This is a genomic window from Bacillus sp. 2175 (assembly GCF_057812155.1).
Genome location: NZ_JBSZSU010000011.1, coordinates 199,962 through 222,915, shown reverse-complemented (window position 1 = coordinate 222,915; position 22,954 = coordinate 199,962). Strand labels below are relative to the sequence as shown.

Sequence of the window (22,954 nt, the reverse complement as noted above, 5' to 3'; positions counted from 1 at the left end):
ATTAACTAAAGATACTAAATTAATATGTTCCATTTTAATTCTTCCTCCCGTAGTAAAAAAATCATAAATTCAATATGTTTATAAAAACATATAAATTAATATTTATTTTTATGAATATTAATTTTTTTAATATACGAAGCTATTCGACATATCAAAACGAGCTTTTCAAAATATACAAAATGTTAAAATCATAGAACCTAGTAATGTTAAGCAAACATACTGATATCACTGGATTTTTATTTGGTTATTTAACGACGGTTTTTGCGAATTGTAAAAATAATTTTAATTTTGTAGTTGAATTTTCCCAAAAAGTGATATTTCAAATTATGCTAATGAATTGGCTAATCTTAGCTGCAACTTGGGAGTAATGAGCAACCATTGAGTTAATATCAGTTAAAGCCGCTTTTACTCGTCTAAGAAGAGAGGGTTTTACAGCTGCACCTTGCTCTACATTTTGTGATATTTCTTCAACAAAATCTAAAGTAGCCTCTTTAACATCCGAGCTCTCTATAGATATCTCTTTTAGTAATTCTATTTAGTAGAATATTTCCCTGTATAGCATCATTATTGAGTCCTGATTCCATACGTTTGAAGTTAAGATATATTGAAAAGATCTTATTGAGATTTCTTGTCAATTTCTCATAAGTTTTCAGTTTATTCGGAAATTTAGTGGTTTTAGTTTTACAGTTTCGTGAAATAGTGGGTTTGAAGATAATATAAAGTGTCTGTAGGACAATAGCTATGGGTATAAGATAAAAATATTGTCTGTACATATCAAAACATAACAGAAAATCAACAACATGAACGGAAGGATAAACAGTACTGTAGCATATGAACTTATTTGGTCTGTCTTAGGAGTAGTACAATGCAAAATTGTAAGTCAGCAATCCTAGAAATAAGTTTGCCTTCGGTAGGAAGCGTTCCACTAACGATGTTCATCCTCAATATTTTCTTAAAACGTTTGAAGGAATTTAGTTTATGTATATAACTTTATGAAGAATATTAAATCTGTAGTATATGTAATTCCTCTTGAATGAATTCACGTATAGATCCTCATCTAAAATAAAAAATTTCGCATATAACTTCATTGATGTTTAACGTTTAAAAGCTCAACATAGATGATTTATAGAGAATGCAATTATAAATGCAAGAAAATCTAATTTAAAATTGAAAATTCGTTCTATTTTGGTTAGATATGGAATAAATGAATTTTATTTCTCAATATTCACTGTATGTCACTTTTTTGTTTTTTTCTATATGATATTGGAAAAAGTATGCTTAATTTAATAACATAAAACCCCTACAAAATTATTACTCTACAAATTAATTTCTTAAAGAAAACTTCTTGTGAATATGTTACTAACTACATAAAGTGTAATATTAACAGAATTATTACCAAAGTATTAGGTTTTTAGAATAAAAATGAGTGCTCAAAATATCATTGAAATCCAGGAATAGAAATCGTAATTAAAATTTTTTGTTTTCTGTCAGATATGTAAATCACTTTAGCTACTTTATGGGTAATTTCATGTGTTTTTTCTTTTGCTTAAGTTTATGAAATAGAAGTATTAGCTCTAAATATTGTAGCTAAGAGTATGTAAAGCATAGAAAATCCGAATTAAACAAAATAGGAGGAAAGTGAAAATGAAGCATCAAGATGATAGTAAAACTGGTTTGGAAATAGCGATTATTGGAATGGCAGGTAAATTTCCAGGTGCAAATGAAATAAACCAATTCTGGGATAACCTAAAAAATGGTGTTGATTCAATTTCTACATTTACTGAAGATGAGTTAATTAAAGAAGGTGTTAATTTAGATGTTTTACAACATCCTAATTTTGTGAAAGCAAAAGGGTATTTGGAGGAAGTAGAATATTTTGATGAATCCTTTTTTGCTTATACACCTAGGGAAGCGAAAATAATGGATCCCCAAATCCGTATGTTACAGGAAACGACATGGGAAGCATTAGAGATGGCAGGCTATAATCCATTTGATTATGAAGGATTAATAGGGTTATATGTAGGAGCATCTACTAATTTTAATTGGATGAAGCACACGCCATTATTAAACAGTGATAGTGTGGTTGAGTTTTCAGAGGCAGGTACTCTTTCCTATAAAGATGCAATTTCAACGCTTACATCCTATAAGCTGGGACTTAAGGGACCGAGTTTTACATTATATACAGCATGCTCTACATCTCTTTTGAGCATTCATCTTGCATGTAGATCATTGTTAACTGGAGAATGCTCTATTGCAGCTGCAGGTGGAGTATCTATAACGTATCCTAAAAAGAATGGTTATAAATACCATGAAGGAATGACAAGTTCACCTGATGGTAAAGTGCGTACTTTTGATGCAGAAGCCCAGGGTGCAGTTTTTAGTGATGGTGTAGGTATGGTAATACTAAAGAGATTAGAAGATGCGATTGCTGATGGAGATACGATATATGGTGTAATTAAGGGATCAGCAGCAAATAATGATGGTAGTCGAAAAGTAGGCTATACTGCTCCGAGTGTTGAGGGACAGGCTGAAGTAATTCAAGCAGCTCATAGTTTTGCTGAAGTTGATCCTTCTACAATTAGTTATATAGAAACGCATGGGACGGCAACGCCATTAGGGGATTCTATCGAAGTAGAGGCTCTAAAGAGAGCGTTTCAAGATGTGGACAAGAAATCTTTTTGTGCAATTGGTTCTGTTAAGAGTAATGTAGGTCATTTAGATACAGCTGCAGGGGTGACGGGACTTATAAAGACAGTTTTATCTATGAGGCATAAACAACTCCCGCCAACTTTAAATGTGAAGCGCCCTAACTCGAAAATTGATTTTATAGATAGCCCATTTTATATCAATACTGATTTGGTGAATTGGCAAAGTGAAGATAATGATCTCCTTCGAGCAGGTGTGAGTGCTTTTGGATATGGTGGAACTAACGTTCATATTGTATTAGAAGAAGCGCCTAAAGTTAAAAGTTCTGCTTCTACTAGAGAGAAAAAGTTAATGGTTCTTTCTGCTAGATCAAAAGAAGCTTTAAATAATGCTACAGTAAATTTGGTTCAATATCTGGAATCTAATAAAGATGTTGAATTAGCAGATGTAGCATACACATTGCAAACTGGCCGTCGACCATTTCCGTATAGAAGAGCGGTCTTATGTAAGGATATAGATAGCGCCATAGACAATTTAAAAACAGTTAAAGATTTTCACGTGAAAATACAAGAAAATCCAGATTTGGTATTTGTGTTACCTAGCGAATACTCATCAATTATTGAGAATGTAAAAGAACTATACCAAAAGGAACCATTATTTTTACAAGTATTTGAGCGTAATATGACTGATGCCCAAATGTATACTGGAAAAGCATTGAAAGAAGCATTCTTTAAAGGAACAGATGATAGCTTGGTTGAAGATTTAACCTTCTTCGTCTGCTTGCAATCGATTATTGATGTATTAATTGAATGTGATGTACGTCCTTCTAACATTATTGATACAGGCCTAGCTGGAATGGTTTCAGATATTTATAATAAATCTCTTAAGCCAGAAGATGTCCTGAATCAATTAGTTGAGAACTATACAGAGTTACAGACAGAATGGATGCATGGAGAAAAAGTAGAACTTCTAACACAAGTTAAGGATGTAAATCCTAATTCTGTTATTGTACATATTGGAGAGTTATTAAATTCTGAAATTAATAATAATCAGATTATTTTACGAAACGACTTGTTAGAGGTATTGGGACAAGCGTGGGAGCTAGGGGTAGAAATTAATTGGAGTAAACTGTATGAAGAGGAATATAGATTACGTATTGCCTTACCAACATATCCTTTTGAGAAAAAGCGATATTGGATAGATCCAGCTGAACAGCAAAATATAACTAATAATGAAGAAACATCGATAAAGAAACGTTCTAATATAGCTGAGTGGTTCTATACTCCAGGGTGGATGGAAAAAGAAATTGTAGATGTAACTAAAGGATCTACTAAAAGTTGGTTGTTATTTTTAGACAATGAGCATATAGGCTTAGCTCTTAAAGAAAAACTTGAAAGAGATGGACATCGTGTTATAACAGTCGGTGTGGGTCCTTCATATAAAAAGATTAGTTTAAATGAATTTACAATATGCCCTACTGAACAAGAAGATTATTATCAGTTATTTAATGAGCTACAAAAACAAGAATGTTTACCAGAGGAGATTGTTCACCTATGGAATGTCGATAATAAGGATTTAGGTATCGAGACCTTAGATACTGGATTCTATTCATTAATATCACTTGCAAAGACAATTAGTAAATTTAATTTACTTTATCCTATCAATATAAATGTTATGACGAATAATATGCAAAAGGTAGTAGGAGACGAGTCTATTATTGCAGAAAAATCTACTCTTTTGGCTCCTATAAAAGTATTTCCGCAAGAGTATCCAAATATTAGATGCCGTAGTGTAGATTTTATGTTGTCTGATAATGAAGAAGCATTAATATCAAACTTATATTTTGAAATTCAAACGGACATTATTGACACTGTAATAGCAATTCGAAATAACACTCGTTACATTCGAATCTATGAGCCTATACCTGATGAAAAAGTAAGTGAAATGCTAGTAATAAATGAAAATGAATTAGCTTCAAAAATTCCGAATATTCGATCGGAAGGGGTTTATTTAATTACTGGTGGAATGGGAGGAGTAGGCCTTAAATTAGCAGAATATTTGGCGCGTACAGTAAAGGCTAAACTAATATTAGTTAGTAGAACAGCTCTTCCTGATCGTGAAGAATGGGATCAGATTCTTCACGAGCAGATTGAAAATGAACAATTATGTCAACGTATTAACCATATTCAGAAGTTGGAGTCATTGGGAGCAAAAGTAATGACAGCTGTTGCAGATGTTGCTGATGAAGAGCAGATGAGAAACGTGATTCATCAGGCCGAGGCTAATTTTGGTCACATAAATGGAGTAATTCATGCAGCAGGTGTCTTACGTGTTAAATCAGCTCAGTGTCCAATGGAAAAGATAAGTAGGATTGAATGTGAAGAGCAATTTCTTCCTAAAGTACATGGTGTGCTAGTTCTTGATAAGTTATTGAGTAATTATGATCTTGATTTTTGTTATCTTGTTTCATCACTTTCACCTATTTTGGGTGGATTAGGTTTTGTAGCCTATTCAGCAGCAAACCTTTACTTAGATAGTTTTTCAGACAAAGTGAGTAATACATCTAATAATCGATGGACCAGTATTAACTGGGGAGATTGGCAGTACACGGGAGCTCAACAGGTTAATAAAATATTCAATGCTCAAAGTATAGAAGCGCTTGAAATGACATCTGAGGAAGGACAAAAAACATTCCAATGTGTGCTTGGTTTAAGTGGTTTAAATCAGGTAATTATTTCTTCAGGAGATTTAAATAAACGTTTTGATCAATGGATTAATCTGAATTCTCGTAAACGAATTTCTGGATTGGAAACTCAAACTCAAACGAAAACGGGAGATAAGTTCAGAAATCAAGATGAAGTAGAGGAAATAATTATAGGGATTTGGAAAGAGTTTTACAGTGTTGATACTGTAAATGTAAATGAAAATTTCTTTGATCTTGGTGCAACTTCACTTCATATAATTCAAATTCATGAGAGATTAATTAATAGATTAGAAAAACAGATTTCAATTGGAGTTATGTTTGAGTATCCAAGTATTCGTTCTTTAGCGAGATACTTAAGTGGAGATAAGCAAAAGAATCAAGTTAAACATACAAAACGTTTTAATCGAAAAACGAAAGAAGATAACGATATTGCAATTATAGGAATAGATGGACGTTTTCCTGGAGCACAGAATGTAAATGAATTCTGGAATAATATAAAGTCTGGTACAGAGTCTATTCAATTTTTTACAGATGAAGAGTTAATTGAATCTGGTGTGAATCCTATGGAAGTAAAAAGCCCTAATTATGTTAAAGCGAAAGGGTATTTGGAGGGTACTGATAATTTTGATGCTCCATTCTTTGATTATACACCTCAAGATGCATCATTAATGGATCCACAACTACGAGTATTCCATGAATGTGCGTGGTCTGCCCTTGAACATGCTGGATATAATATTGAGACCTACCCGGGCCTAATTGGTGTATATAGTGGGGCATCTCCTAACTTATATTGGCAAGTGTTATCTACTCTATCAGAGGCAAATGAACCAGCTGGGCAATTTTTAATTTCATTACTTAACGACAAAGACTCGCTTAGTACTCAAATTTCTTACAAATTTAACCTTAAAGGACCAAGTATGAATATCTTTACGGGATGTTCAACATCATTGGTGGCTATTCATAATGCAAGCCAAGCATTATTACAGGGGCATTGTGATATTGCTATAGCTGGAGGAATTACATTAACTCAACCTGAAAAAGCAGGTTATACCTACCAAGAAGGAATGCTATTTTCTTCAGATGGTCATTGTCGTCCTTTTGATGAAAATGCAAATGGAATGCTTTTTGGAGACGGTGTTGGGATTGTTGTTCTGAAGCCTTTACAGGAAGCTATAAATGATGGGGATACTATACATGCAGTAATAAAAGGAACGGCGATTAATAATGATGGGAATCGGAAAATTGGTTACACTGCACCTAGTGTAGAGGGCCAAGTAGAAGTTATTAAAATGGCGCAACATGAAGCAAATGTAGAACCTGAGTCCATTTCCTATATTGAAACACACGGAACTGCTACTAAACTAGGAGATACCATTGAGATCAAGGCGCTTAGTGAAGTGTTTAACTCTAATGAAAAACAATCTGTACCAATTGGATCTGTTAAAGCAAATGTAGGCCATCTAAATGCAGCGTCTGGTGTTGCTGGTCTAATTAAAACGGTCTTTGCGATGAAAGATCAGGTTCTTCCGCCAAGTGTGAATTTCACAAAACCAAACACGCAAATTGGATTTGAAAATACACCTTTTTATGTAAATCAACAATTAAATGAGTGGAAAGAGGATAATAAACCATTACGTGCAGGTGTTAGTTCATTTGGTATTGGTGGTACAAATGCACATATTATTTTGGAGGAGGCACCAAAGCTTGAAGCAACCTCAAATAGTAGACCATACCAGATGTTAATGATTTCGGCAAAATCGAAAGATGCTTTGGATCGTATGACTTTGAATTTAGGAAATCACCTTGAACAGAATCCTCATTTGAATTTGGCAGACGCTAGTTATACATTGCAAATTGGACGTAAGGAATTCAAGCATAGGAGAGCTTTAGTTTGTTCCAGTACTCAAGAAGGAATTGAACAATTAAACCAGCCAGACGGAAGAAGAGTACAATATGCAAATGTAAAAGAGGAACATCCTAAAATCAACTTCCTGTTTTCTGGGAACGGATCGCAATATGTAAACATGGGGTTAGAATTATACGAACAAGAGGCAATTTTCCGTGAAGCTATGGATGAATGCTTTGCAATCCTTCAATCTGTTACGAATGTAAACATGAAAGAAGTGTTATACCCAACTACTTTCAGTATTGATGAGGCGACGGAAAAATTAAAAAGAATGGAATTTAGTCAACCAATTCTTTTCGCGTTTGAATACGCAGTTGCGAAACTATTAATGGGTTGGGGAATTAAACCTGAAGCAATGATTGGATATTCATTTGGTGAATATGTGGCTGCTTGTTTAGCAGAAGTATTTACTTTAGAAGATGCACTTAAATTGGTTGTAAAAAGAGGTCAGCTAATGAGTAGTCTTCCTGCAGGAGTAATGCTTAGCGTTCCACTTCCAGAAGAGGAATTAATTCATTTGATTAATTCTTTTGAAAAAGAATATCAACATACCATTTCTTTAGCGGTAGTTAATGGCCCTGCTTGTATAGTTTCTGGGACAGAAGAAGCAATTGTAGATTTTGAAAATGAATTAAAGAAAAAGCGTTTAATGTGTATGCGAGTAACAATAGAAGGAGCAGCACATTCACACGAACTGGATTCAATTCTGGACGAGTATGCTTCCTATGTTAGTACATTGACACTTAGAGAACCCAAAATACCTTATTTGTCAAACTTGACCGGTACTTGGATACGACCTGAAGAAGCAACAAACCCAGTTTATTGGGTAAAACATATGCGTGGAACTGTTCGATTCTCTGATGGAATTCAAGAGTTGAATAGGGACAATACAAGTCTATTCATAGAGATTGGTCCTGGAAATGACCTTAGTAGGCTTACTAGTCGCCTTTTAGACTATGAAAATGGTAATGAAAGAATATTTAATACGGTTCGATCTGTTCAACAAGATGTATCAGATATGTATTTCTTATTCAGTCACATCACTCGAATGTGGGTAACAGGTATTTCTGTAGATTGGGAACAATTTTATAAAGATGAGAAGAGAAGACGTATCCCATTACCAATGTATTCTTTCAATAAAATATCTTATAAATTACAAGGTAATCCGTATGATTTAGGTCAAAAGCTTAATAGTAAGCAATCTAAAATTAGTAAGAATAACAACATTTCTGAATGGTTCTATACGCCGCAATGGAAAAGTTCTACATTGTTTGAACCAAATCATGATGTGAATGAGACATGGATTGTTTTTGTAGATCAAGAAGGTTTAGGTAATGAACTAGTTAAGGACTTATTAAATAAAGGGCAGAGAGTAGTTACAGTAGAACCTGGCTTTGCTTTTAATAAGGAGAATAACGATCGCTTCATTATAAATCCTGAAGAACGTACAGATTACGTTAAGTTATTGGATGAAGTACAAGAAATATATGGTTTACCTACAAGAATAATTCATATGTGGGGAATTACCAATGAGGAAAGACAAGCCTCAATTGAATATGTAAATTGTAAACAAAACTTAGGATTCTATTCAATGTTCTACTTAACTCAGGCACTAGGAGACAAGAATATCTCTGATTCAATCTCAATTCGAATCATTACAAATGGTGTTCAACAAGTGATTGGTGATGAAGAATTAATTCCAGAAAAATCAACTGTACTTGGAACGTCATTAGTTGTTCCGCAAGAGTATTCTTATCTTTCTTGTTCAAGTGTTGATGTTGTTTTACCTCTAAACAAAGAATGGAAGAATAGGTTAATAAATCAATTAGTAGAAGAATGTCTTTCAAATACGAATGATAAGATGATTGCTTATCGAGGAAATAAAAGATTTGTTCAAACTTACGAGCCTTTACAACTAGAACAGCCAGCTAAAGAGAAACTGCCTTTACGAAAAAATGGAGTTTACCTTATTACAGGAGGACTCGGAGGTATTGGTACAATTCTTGCGAAACACTTGGCTCAAACTGTACAAGCCAACTTAGTTCTTCTTACACGTACAGGTCTGCCAAATCGTGATGAGTGGGATATGCATTTGAAGGAAAATACGATGTATTCGGACAGAATTCGTAAAGTTTTAGAGATAGAAGAAACGGGATCTAAAGTTTATGTACTTGCTGCTGATGTTACAGATCAATCACAACTATACGAAGCAATTCATAAGGCAGAACAAAAATTTGGAAAGATTAATGGTGTAATTCATGGTGCAGGTATTCTCGGTGGAAAGACTTTTAATTTGATTCAGGAACTTGAAAAAGAGGACTGTGAGGAACAATTTTCTGCAAAAATTTATGGTCTTCTCAATTTAGAAGAGTGCTTACGAAATAAAGACTTAGATTTTTGTGTTCTAATGTCTTCAATTTCAGCGGTCTTAGGTGGATTAGGTTATGTTTCATACGCTGCTTCAAATATATACATGGATGTTTTTGCACAATATATAAATCGTTATTCCAAACTACCTTGGATAAGTGTCAATTGGAGTGATTGGAAATACTGGGAAGATGAAGAAAAAGATATGCAAATAGGTGCAAGTGTACATGAATTATCTATGACACCTGAAGAAGGAGTTCAGGCCTTTAATATAGCACTGTCATGGAAACAAGGGGAAGTACTGATTCATTCTCCAGGAGAACTGCAAGCGCGTATTGATCAATGGGTGTTATTAAATTCTTTCAATGATGAGAAGGAAGAAGAATTAGATTCTACGTTATACCATTCTAGACCACAACTCTTGACTGAATATGTAGCACCTCGCAATGAGGTAGAAGAAAAGCTTTCAAAAATTTGGAGAAATATATTTAAAGTTTCAGAAGTTGGTGTTCATGATGATCTTCTGGAACTAGGTGGAGATTCACTTAAGGCTATTACTATTGTTTCAAAAATTCATAAAGAGTTTAATGTTGAAGTTCCTATTAAAGAGCTCTTTACTCTATCAAATATTGAGAAACTAGCAAATTATATTTCAAGGGCAGATAAGAGTGAATTTGATGTTATTGTTCCAGCTGAACCTAAATCTCATTATCAGCTTTCTTCAGCTCAGAAGAGATTTTATGTATTACACCGATTGTATCCAGAAAGTACAGCTTATAATGATACTTCCGTTATTCTTTTGAATGGAAAATTAAACATTGAACGTTTAGAAAAGGCGTTCACTCAATTAATTAAGCGTCATGAGATATTTAGAACTACTATTGAAATGAAAAATGATAAACCAGTACAAATTATTCATGATCATGCTGATTTCCATATTACTCAAATTGAGGGCTTTGAATCTGAAGTGGAACAAATAATTAATGAATTTATTCGCCCATTTAATTTTAATAATGCTCCATATTTCCGTGTAGGGTTAATTAGATTGGAAGAACAAAAACATATTTTAATTATTGATTTACATCATATAGTAACCGATGGAGTTTCCTATGATATTTTTGTTAGAGATCTATTTGCGCTTTACTCAGGAGAGAAATTACCAAACTTAAAAATACAGTATAAGGATTACTCAGAATGGCAGCAAAGTGAAAAAGAAAAAGAAATTGCTCTCAAACATGAACAGTATTGGCTAGAGCAATTTAAAGATGGTGTACCTGTCTTGAATATGCCTACTGATTATACAAGACCTGAAATATTAGATCTGAAAGGTAGTAAAATATCCTTTACTATTGATTCAAATGTTACCAAGAAAATTAAGCGTTTATTAGCAAAAGAAGAAACTACATTATATACGCTGATGCTCTCTGTATATAATATTTTGCTAGGTAAATATACTGGCCAAGAGGATGTTGTTATTGGTTCACCAATTACTGGTCGCCCGCATGCGGATTTACAAGATATTATAGGAGTATTTGTAAACATGTTAGGAATAAGGAACTATCCAAGAGCTGAACAAAGGTTTACTCAATTCCTATTTGAAGTAAAAGAGCAGGTCTTACAAGCATTTGAACATCAAAAATGTCAATATGAGGACCTGGTTAATAAATTAGGACTTCAGGGCACGTATAATAGGAACCCACTTTTCGATGTTTCATTTGTTATGCAAAATATGGATGCAGATCATATGTTTATCGATGGTTTAGAACTAAGGACATATGATCACGACTTTAAGCGCGCACAAATGGATTTATTGCTAAGAGTGGTTGAATTGGAAGATACAATTGAACTGACTATGGAATATGCAACCTCTTTATATACTAGGGACACGGTTCAAAAGTTATGTGAGCGTTATGTTGAGATTTTTGAACAAATTGTAGATCATCCTGAAATTTTATTAAAAGATATTTCATTTAAACAAGAAATTCAAGAACTGCAACCAGTTAAGGTATCAGTAGATTTTGGGGATTTTAACTTTTAATTGATTATTGTCAGGAGTGAGTAACTATGGTTGAACGAATAGCAAATAAAGATAAAGTAATTGCCGCAAATGAACGAATAAAGGAAAGAGAATTTTGGTTAGAAAACTTATCAGGGGAACTGGCTGACTGCCATTTCCCTTATGATTACCGGACATCAAACAAACAGGTGAATTTATCAAATGTTAACATAAAACTAAAAGAGGAATTGTCCGAGAAGATTTTAAAGTTAGCAAATGGATCAGATCTTCAGTTGCACATGATTCTTACTGCTGGACTTACCTTGCTGTTAAATAAATATACTAGATTGCAAGATATATGCATTGGTACACCTGTTTTAAAACAAGACAGTGATACTAACCTTATTAATAATTTGTTAGTTTTAAGACATGGTCTTGAGGAACATATGACATTTAGACAAATTCTCCAGCATGTTAGTACAGTAATGGTTAATGCTTTAGAACATCAAAATTTCCCATTGGAAAGTTTACAACCGGTTTTGAGTAACTACCTTCCAGAGGGGCGTAATTATCCGTTCCGTACTGCAATTTTGCTAGAGGAAATTCAAGATTTAAATTATTTAAGTGAGAGCAATGCTGAGATTATATTCTCTTTCCGTCAAGTAAATGGGTGTATAGAAGTTGATATGTATTTTAATGAGCATCTATACAAAACATCTACTGTTATGCGATTTGGTCATCATTTTATAGACTTGTTAGAGCAAGCTTTACTACAACCGAATACGCCGCATATAGATTTAGATTGGGTTAGTGATAATGATATAAGAGAGTTAATCACATTTAATCAAACTGAGTTAGATTACCCGCATCATTTAACGGTGATACAGTTATTTGAAGAACAAGTCATGCATAATCCAAATAAACTTGCTGTTTCTGATGACAAAAGAGAAATAACATACGCTCAATTAAAAGAAAAGGTAGATCTGGTTGCCAGTTCTCTACATAAAAAAGGAATTGGAAAAGGACACATTGTTGGCCTTATGATGGATCGATCAATTGATGCAGTAATTGCATTGCTAGGTATTTTAAAAAGTGGGGCTGCTTATTTACCTATTAACATATATTTGCCGTATAAACGGATAGAGGCAATGCTAAAAGAATGTAAATCTCCACTTTGTATAGTAAAACCAGAAGTTATTAGTGAAGATTTTACAAGGGAAATCCAGGATTGTAGTATGGTAAGTTTTAATGAACTACTTGAAACAGAATTGGTTAGTTTACCTTCAGTAAGTACACCTTACGATTTGGCATATGTTATCTTTACCTCTGGAACAACAGGTAATCCTAAAGGAATTATGATTGAAAATCGTAGTGTTGTAAATTTAATATTCGGGTTAAAAAATGAAATATATGATAAATATAGTTCCTCTATGCGAATCGGGTTAGTTTCACCTTTTGAGTTTGACGCTTCAGTACAAAACATGTTTGGTGCGCTTTTATTAGGAAATAGTTTATTTATAGTACCAGAGGAAGCAAGAACTGATGGGCAGAAGCTAATTAATTTTTATCAAGAAAAGCAAATAAATATCGCGGATGGAACGCCGATGCATCTTCGATTATTAACTAATTTTATAGATGAAAAAATAGAATATTCATTTAAACATTTTATTATTGCTGGAGAGGAATTACCACCGAAATTAGCGCGGAAATTCCTTGGTTTATTTAATAAGAACTGCCAACCTAATTTAACAAATGCTTATGGACCTACGGAGACTACTGTAGATTCTACATGTTATCATGTTCAGCACGATAAGTTAGAACTTATGAATCAATTACCAATAGGACGACCTCTAGCCAATCAAAAAGTTTATATTATGGGTGATAATCAACAATTACAACCCGTTGGAATTCCTGGAGAGTTGTGTATTTCAGGAGAAGGGCTAGCAAGAGGGTATTTAAATCAACCTAAGTTAACTATGGACAAATTTGTTCCTATACAAATCACCAAAACAGGTTCTTCTATTATAGATGACAAGGTATATCGTACTGGAGACTTGGCTCGCTGGTTACCAGATGGAAATCTTGAATATTTAGGCCGTATGGATGATCAAGTCAAAATTCGTGGATTACGAATTGAATTAGGAGAAATAGAAAAGCAACTATTACGATATCCTGAAATTGGTGAAGCTATTGTAATTACACGTAAAAAAGAGGGAGAAGATGCTCCGGTTTTATGTGCATATGTTGTTATGAATTCTTCAGCTAAAGTAGAAGAGGTACGCCAATTCCTTAGAGAGTATTTACCTTTTTATATGATTCCTGCATACATCATCCCGATTGAGCAGTTTCCAATCTCATCAAACGGTAAAATAGATCGGAAAGCTCTTCCAGATCCAATTTGGGAGCAATCCACAGCTTTATTTATTGAACCACGTAATGAAATTGAACAAATGCTCTCTGAGATATGGAAAGTAGTAATTGGAATAGAGAAAATAGGTGTGAATGATAACTTTTTCGAATTAGGAGGTAATTCATTACAAATTACTTCTGTTGTTTCACACATATATAAACGTTTAGGTGTAGATGTACCTATACGTGAAATGTTTCAAAGGCCTACAATTATGCTATTAGCGGAGTATATAGAGAAATATGAAGGGAAGAAAAATTATTCTCAAATTGAGATCGTACCTGATAGAGAATTTTATCAAACTTCTTCTTCACAAAAAAGATTATATATATTAAACCGCTTTGCTGGAATAGGAACTGCCTACAATATACCAGGTGCAATGTTAATAGAAGGTGAGTTTGATTTTATAAAGGCAGAACAATGTGTCAAAGAATTAGTAGAACGTCATGAATCATTAAGAACTTCATTCCAATTTATTAAAGGTGAACCAGTTCAATTTATTCATGATAGTTTAGATATTAGAATTGAACATTTATATAAATCTGATAGATCAACAATTGAAGAGCTAATACAGGAATTTGTTCGTCCTTTTCAGTTAGATAGGGCTCCACTTATGCGCGTCGGTTTAATGAAATTAGAATTCAATCAATATCTGTTACTATTTGATCTTCATCACATAATAGCAGATGGAGTATCTTTAGCGAAGTTAGAAAAAGAGTTTATAGATTTATATTCAGGCAAAGCCTTAGAGCCTATTAAAATACAATACAAAGATTATGCCAATTGGCAAACCAACCGTTTACATGATGAAGGGCTGAAAGAAATTGAAGAGTATTGGGTAGAGAAGTTTAAAGGTGAGTTACCAATTCTTATGTTCCCAACCGATAAGCCACGTGGGCTAAATCAAACTTTTGAAGGTGATAGATTAGTATTCCATTTAACACCTGAACTTTCTAATAAATTAAAATCCTTTGCGGATGAAAGAGAAGCTACTTTATATATGGTACTTCTTTCGTCACTAAATATAGTATTGCATGTGTATACGCAACAGGAAGATATTATAGTAGGTTCTCCAATTGCAGGAAGAATTCATCATGATCTTGAGCCTATCATAGGTATGTTTGTAAATACTCTACCTATGAGAAATCATCCTAAAGCGGAAAAGACGATAATTCAATTCTTAAATGAAGTAAAAGAAAATGCGCTAGAAGCATTTCAATATCAAGAATACCCATTTGATGAGTTAGTAAATAAGTTAGACATGGCTTATCATACTAATCGAAATCCTGTATTTGATGTCATGTTAGTAATGCAGAATATCGGAAGAACATCAGAAAAAATAAAAGATATTACATTTAAATCATACGAAATTAAGCATCAAGCTTCAAAGGTAGATATGAGTATAGAAGTATTTCCGGAAGAAGAGGGTCTGCGATTAGAATTGGAATACGCGACAGGACTATATTATCCGCAAACTATAGAGCGGTTTATGATGCATTTTATAAATACGCTAGAGTGGATGGTAGCTAATCCTGAAGCGAAAATTGAAGACGTTAATGTTTTAAGTAAAAGTGAATCCACAAGGATGTTAAATGAACTTAATAATACAAAATTAGATTTTACTCAGGGTAAATTAGTTCATCAATTTTTTGAGGATCAGGTTGAAAATAAACCAGAAGAAATCGCAGTTATTTCAAATGATATACCGTACAGTTATTCGTATATCAATAATCGAGCAAATCAGCTTGCTCGTATTCTTAGACAAAAAGGTGTAGATCAGGAAACTAAAATTGGTATCGTTGTGGAAAGATCCGTAGAAATGATTATAGCTATATTTGCTGCGCTAAAATCTGGAGCTGCATATGTACCAATTGATCCTGAATATCCAAAGCGTCGAATGGAACATATTTTAGAGGATTGTAATCCTCAATTTGTACTTACAGAATCTAAATACGTAGGTGAAATTCCATTTGTAGGAGAGATTATTGATTTAAAGCAAGAAAATTTGTACGTTGGTGATACAAGCAACCTGGAAGTTGCTGGAAAATCAAATAACTTAGCTTATATTTTATACACCTCCGGTTCTACAGGTAGACCAAAAGGAGTCATGATTGAACATTGTAGTATTGTGAATTTCTTATTTTCAATGTCTCATTTATATCCTATGGATGAATCAGATACGTATTTACTAAAGACACCTTATATATTTGATGTATCTGTTCTAGAGTTGTTTGGGTGGACCATAGTAGGTAGTAAATTAGTAATAATGGACAATGGGGAACATCGAAACCCAAGAGCAATTTTAAGAACTATAGATAAATATGATGTGAAATTATTAAATTTTGTACCGTCTATGTTTAGAGCTTTCGTAAATACACTTAATAATGAAAATTGCCAGGTTTTAAATAAAGTGAAGTATATATTACTTGCGGGTGAAGCTTTGACACATGAGGTGGTTAATAAGTTTAAAAAGCATCGACTATCGACTCAAATAGAAAATATGTATGGTCCTACTGAGGCGACAGTTATCGCAAGTACGTTTTCACTTCAAGAAAGTGAAAACTATAATACTATTCCTATTGGAAAGCCTATTCCGAATGTAAGGCTTTATATACTTAATCAAAAACAGAGACTTCAGCCTATTGGCGCGGTAGGAGAGCTGTATATTGCGGGAGAAGGGCTTGCAAGAGGATATGTAAATCAAATGAGATTAACTGAAGAAAAGTTTTTACCAGACCCATTTGTAAAAGGGGAGAAAATGTACAGGACAGGAGATCTTTCACGCTGGTTACCTGATGGGAATATAGAATTCCTCGGTAGAAATGATGAACAATTAAAAATTAGAGGATATCGAATTGAGCCAGGGGAAATTTTAGATGCTTTATCTTCACATCATGCAATTAAAGAAGCAGTGATAGTAGACATTCAAGATGAAGATGGGCAGAAAAAACTTGTAGCTTATTTCGTAGCAAAATCACCTGTATCCATTTCTGATTTGAAATTGCATCTTGCTAAATTAGTTCCGAGTTATATGATACCTACTTTCTTTGTTGAAGTTGAAAACATACCATTAACACCAAGTGGAAAGGTTGATCGACATTCCTTACCTTCACCTAGATCTTTACCTAAGAATGAGGAGGAGAGTATGATGTCTCCTAGTAATGAGTTAGAATCTCGTTTGGTTGAAATATGGAAAAGTATATTGAAGATTGAAGCTGTCGGTGTAGAGGATGATTTCTTTGACTTAGGAGGAAATTCTCTACTAGCTATTGAGCTTGATCTTGCTTTAGAAAACGAGAATCTTAATACGGACGACTTAGTCGCATATACAAAACGCAATATTAAACAACTAGCTGCTTATATAGCAGAAAAGAAAAATAATTAGTATTACTTCATATTGTAAACACGACTTTTAAGAGTTTAAATTTACACTTGCTATACTGTGGGATTAAAGGAGCTTTCCCTCTTAGCTTTCTGGAATGTTAGTGTTTATTCTGGTGACTATGAGTTAGGGAATTCTCCTCCTTATTATAGAATGATTAAAATAAAAAAGTGATTCGAGAAATAAGATTCTTTATATGAAATGCGTTAATAATAATTGATAGATTTTTAAAGAAGATATACATATCTCTGTCAACTTAGTATAGAGAAATAACCAAATTACAATAGTTTTTCCTGTTGGTAAAAATATAGAGGTGAGTAAATGGGAAATTATACTTCTTCAATCTTATATGATGTTGAGCCTTGTAAAAGTTCTGAACAGAATTGTATTGATGATGTAATTGCTACGTTAGCTAATTGGTTTAAGCGTAAACATTATTTAATGTACGCTAGATTATGGGATTTTGGTTTTTCTCCTGTCGATAATGGAAATCTAGGGGATGGTTTATATACAGAGTCTGGTTATTTTGTAAGTGATTTAGAAAAATATCATGGTATAAAAAGTACTATATTTGATACAGATTCATCCGATGAAGGATTTGAAATTATATTAGAACAATTATACTCGGGATTTCCTGTGGTGGTAACCATGAATGCATACTGGCTTCCTTGGGATGAGAATTATCTAAAAAATCATATTGTTCATTCATTTGTTATTGTAGGATATGAGCCCGAAGAAGACTGTTTCATTATTACCGATCCATATTTTATGGTTAAAAATGCACAACTTTCAACAGAACTTTTTCATAAGGGTTATCAAAAAGTAAGTACTTTAAAAGTTACTGAAGATGAAATCACAGACATACAATCAATTACAACCGATTTGTCAAATTGGATAAAACATATAAAAGATGAAAAACATATTTTTTCACAAATGCACCTTTTTGCTACGAAACTAATAAGTAGGTTTGATTTAAATAAAGAGACAGATGGATATTTAGACTTTAATGATGTTCCGTTATTCTCACATTTAGGTCAAGTTGTAGATGGCCGAGTGAAGTTTTCAAAAATGCTTTCGTTTCTTGGTGAGCGTTATCACTCGGACTTCCAAACTATCGCTGAATCTATGAAGACAGCAGCTGCTAATTGGGGAGTAATTCGTGGATCATTGATAAAAATGCACTTAACAAAATCAGTAACTAAAGAAGGAATAGTAAACATTTCAGATAAAATTCACCATGCTGCAGAATACGAGCAAAATTTAGCTGAACAAATAATGACATTTCTTGTTTCTGTTATAAAAGGTAATACAAAGAATGTAATCATAGATTCTTCGCCATCGATAGAAGAGACTACTAATTATGTAAAACCACTCGATAATATGGAGAGAAAGCTAGTTGATATATGGAAAGAAGTTATAGGTAATCCTTGTATTGGTGTGGAAGATAATTTTTTCGCACTTGGTGGTCATTCCCTTCATGCTACTGTAATCAACGCTAAAATATGGAAAGAATTTAATGTGCAATTATCATTAGCAAATCTTTTTGAGTATCCAACAATAAGAACTTTAAGTCATTTTATTAAAAATTCAAAAGAAAATAGGTTGCAAGAGATAGAAATAGTACCGGAATCTGAGGTATACCCGGTTTCATCGACTCAAAAAAGAATGATGTTACTACAAGAGATGGATGGGGTACAGATGACATACAATGTACCAAGTTGTTTTATTCTTAAAGGAACGGTGGATCGGAAAAGGATAGAATTAGTCTTTGAAAAGCTTATTAAACGCCATGAAATACTCAGAACACAGTTTGAGTGGCAGGGGGATCAATTAGTACAGAGAGTATTAGAACAGGTAACATTTGAGCTAGAAATGATAAAGGGAGATTATAAAGAATGGTTGCAACCATTTAATCTTTCTAAGGTTCCGTTAATGCGGGCTGGACTAAAGGAGCTAAAAGATAATAGTTATTTACTTGTAATTGACCTTCATCACATCATAACAGATGGCGTGTCTTTAAGTATCTTTATGCATGATTTTAAGGCCTTATATGCTGGGGAAACATTGCCGGAAAATCGTTTGCAATATAAAGATTATGCTGTGTGGGAACAAAAATTATTATCTTCTAAAGAATTTGATATCCATGAGAAATACTGGGAAGAATTATTCTCAGGGGATATACCAGTTCTTGAATTACCATATGATCGAGGTCGGCCACCTGTAAAGAGTTTTGAGGGTGAACAATATAATTTCCAAGTAAACAAGGAAATTACTCGGAAAATAAAAAAAATAGCACTAGAAACTGATACGACACCTTTTATGTTACTTATGGCTACCTTCACTATTTTTCTGTACAAGCATGGGGAACAAAAGGATGTCATTATAGGATCACCAGTTGCAGGTAGGCCGCATGCTGATCTGTTACCTCTTATGGGGCTGTTTGTAAATACAATTGCATTACGTTATCAAATAAATCCAGATCAATCTTTTATTAATCACTTGAAAAAAGTGAAAAACGATACGTTAGAAGCTTTCGAACATCAGGTGTATCCATTTGATCAGTTAGTGGAAAAATTAGATCTTTCTAGAGACTTAAGCCGAAGTGCTTTATTTGATGTCATGTTTGTATTACAAAATTCGGATGAAAAACATACAGTTGTGGATGGATTAGAAATTAGCACGGAAACAAACACAGATACACTAACAAGTAAGTTTGATTTAACTCTTATTGCTGAAGAAAATAAAGATATATATGAATTCACTTTTGAATATGCTACATCTTTATTTGATAAATCAACAATAGTAGAATTTGGACGGCGATTTAACCTTCTATTAGAAGAAATAACAACTCATCCTAATGTTAGTCTAAAAGATATTCAAATGTTAACAAGTGAGGAAAAAGAACTTGTTTTATCTGCGACTCAGGAGAAAGAAAAAATAAAAATAGAGACTGATTTTAATTGGGATATAGGTTAATTGATTTCCCAGGTCTCAGAAGGAGTAATTACATGGATAATCATGAAAAAATACGTCAATACATTAAAAAAAATCTTATTATTTTTAATGCAGAGGAAACTATTGTTGCTAATGATGACAACATATTTGAAAAAGGTTATGTAAATTCGCTCTTTGCTATGCAAATGTTAAATTTCATAGAAACGGAGTTTGATATAGTAGTAGATAATGATGAACTTGATATTATTAACTTTTCTACTATTAATAATATGGTTGATCTAATTAACAAAAAGAAGAATGGGAATTTCACAGTATGAGTAATGCAGAAGAGATTCTGGGAGTAGTTGATGAGTTTGCGGAAAAGAAGCTTCGGCCTCGAGCAAGTGAGTTTGAAAGTAATGAAGAGCTTCCCTATGATGTGATACAAGAAATCTCAAGTTATGGTGTATTGGGTGCAACGATACCAAAAGAATATGGTGGGCTTTCTCTTGATTCTTTAGATTATGGTCGTCTTACTGAAATCATTGGTAAAGCTTGTAATTCGGTTCGTGAATTACTTACAGTTCATGTATCTTTAGTAGGGGAGTCAATTAAAAGGTGGGGGACTGAAGAGCAAAAGAGAAAATGGTTACCTGAGATGGCAAAGGGGAACCTATTATTTTCATTTGCCCTAACTGAGCCAGAGGTTGGTTCTGATGCAAAAGCTGTTGGAACTTCCTATAAACAAGTTAATGATCATTTTATTCTTAATGGGCACAAAAAATGGATTTCTTTTGCTGACATTGCGGATTGTTTTTTAGTTTTTGCGTCTAGTGAGGGAAAAGTTAGCGCTTTTATTGTTGAACGGTCAATGACGGGTGTTTCTACAAATAAAATGAGTAAACTGTTAGCAAGTAATTCCTCGCATATAGCTGAGATTCATTTGCAAGATGTAAAGGTACCAGCTGAAAATTTGTTAGGACCAATTGGGGGTGGATGGAGTTATGTAGTTAACACAGCTCTTGATCATGGTAGATATAGTATTGCCTGGGCGGGAGTAGCCATTGCTCAAGAAGCACTAGAAGCAATGGTAGCTTATTCAAGAAGAAGAAAACAAGGAAATAAATATATATGTGAATATGAAGCAATTCAAACAATTTTAGCAGAAGCAAGTGTAAATATAAAAGCAGCTCGTTCGTTATGCCAAGAGGCTGGGAAAAAGCGTCAGGATAGACATACTGATGCTGTAATTGAAACAACCATTGCAAAATATTTTGCCTCAAAGATGGCTATGAAGGTAGCCACAAACGCTGTCCAAGTGTTTGGTGGAAACGGGTTTTCAAGAGAATATCCTGTTGAGCGTTTATTTAGGGAAGCAAAGGTTTTAGAAATTATTGAAGGTACCTCGCAGGTACTTCAGCCAATTATTGCGCAGCATGCACTTCACACTTGTTCTCAAAAGGGAGGACTTTTAAGAATATGATTTATGAATTGGTAAAAGAAAAGGATGAATTCAAACAAATATCTCCACTTCTCGTTGATTATAAGAACCATCCAATACTGAATGGTATAGTTCATGGTTACAATAAGGGACATATTTATGTGGATAATCCTAATAACCCTAGATGTGCACTTGTATGGGCAGAACAAGAAATTTTTTATTTATTAGGTGATCCTACAAGTAATTTTGTTTCAAGTCTACCAACTTTTATTAAAGAAGTAATTGCACCTGAGGCTCAGCAGATAGGGGATGACTTTTTTCAGGTTGAATTATTACCCGAATCAAAATGGAAACAGGTTGTCGAGGAACAATTGCAAATGTTTATTCCTAAACCTTACACTCGAGTAACATTTACTTTTGATCCGGAGTCTTATAATAAGTTATCTAAACCTAATATGCCTGATGAGGTAACGGTGGAACGCATTACAATCGACATGCTATCAGATAAAAAGTTCGCAATGGTACGGGATGATATTGTTGATTTTTGGGAGTCAACTCAGGATTTCATCCGAAATGGATTTGGTTATGTAGTAATGGTACATGAACAAGTTGTAACTAGTTGCTTATCGGTTTTTGCAACAGATACTGATGTGGAAATTGGAATTAATACTTATGATTTATTCCAGCGAGGTAAAGGGTATGCTTGGTTGGCTGCAAGAGCATTCTTGGATGACTGTTTAAAACAAGGAAGAACACCACATTGGAAGACAGAGGATTTTCGTATTCCATCTATTAAACTAGCGGGAAAAGTTGGATTCACAAATCTTCAAACCTATACAGCTTATGTGTTTCCTTATAACGAATTAGATAATTTCGTTTTTACCGCATACCATCAACTAAGATACTATTCAGATTTTAATAAAGCTAGTGAGTTTGTACAAAAAGCTCGTACTGTAGGAGATTTAAATGCATGGCATCACTTTTTACTTTCATGTGGTTATTCATTAATTGATAGAATCGATCTTTCGTTAAAGCATATGAATCTTGCACTGGATTTAGGATGGAATGATGTATCAGATATTCGCTATGTAGTTGATTTAGTGAATTTAAGAAAAACTGAAGAGGGACGAGCTTTATTAGATAGAGTTGAAGATAGCTTAAGATGAAAAAA

General features: G+C 33.5%; 6 protein-coding genes. All 6 read left to right on the top strand.

Annotation, left to right across the window (positions count from 1 at the left end):
* Window positions 1–1,644: 1,644 nt before the first annotated feature.
* Window positions 1,645–11,661, top strand: a complete 10,017-nt coding sequence (locus tag ACXKY9_RS31470; protein ID WP_016090568.1) for a type I polyketide synthase — start codon at window positions 1,645–1,647, stop codon at window positions 11,659–11,661.
* Between the two features lie 26 nt (window positions 11,662–11,687).
* Window positions 11,688–17,411 (top strand): non-ribosomal peptide synthetase, encoded by a 5,724-nt coding sequence (locus ACXKY9_RS31465; protein WP_016090569.1) that lies wholly within the window; start codon window positions 11,688–11,690, stop codon window positions 17,409–17,411.
* Between the two features lie 318 nt (window positions 17,412–17,729).
* Window positions 17,730–20,384 carry a condensation domain-containing protein gene (locus ACXKY9_RS31460; protein WP_016090570.1) on the top strand — a complete coding sequence of 885 codons (2,655 nt, stop codon included), beginning with the start codon at window positions 17,730–17,732 and terminating at the stop codon, window positions 20,382–20,384.
* A 32-nt stretch (window positions 20,385–20,416) separates the two neighbouring features.
* On the top strand, window positions 20,417–20,680 hold the full coding sequence (locus ACXKY9_RS31455) for an acyl carrier protein (RefSeq protein ID WP_000368639.1): 264 nt from the start codon (window positions 20,417–20,419) through the stop codon (window positions 20,678–20,680).
* Window positions 20,677–21,825 (top strand): acyl-CoA dehydrogenase family protein, encoded by a 1,149-nt coding sequence (locus ACXKY9_RS31450; protein WP_040120039.1) that lies wholly within the window; start codon window positions 20,677–20,679, stop codon window positions 21,823–21,825. The genes ACXKY9_RS31455 and ACXKY9_RS31450 overlap by 4 nt, the downstream gene beginning before the upstream one ends.
* Window positions 21,822–22,949: a GNAT family N-acetyltransferase gene (locus ACXKY9_RS31445; RefSeq protein ID WP_016090572.1), complete on the top strand. Its 1,128-nt coding sequence runs from the start codon at window positions 21,822–21,824 to the stop codon at window positions 22,947–22,949. Before ACXKY9_RS31450 ends, ACXKY9_RS31445 begins: the two co-directional genes overlap by 4 nt.
* Window positions 22,950–22,954 lie beyond the last annotated feature (5 nt).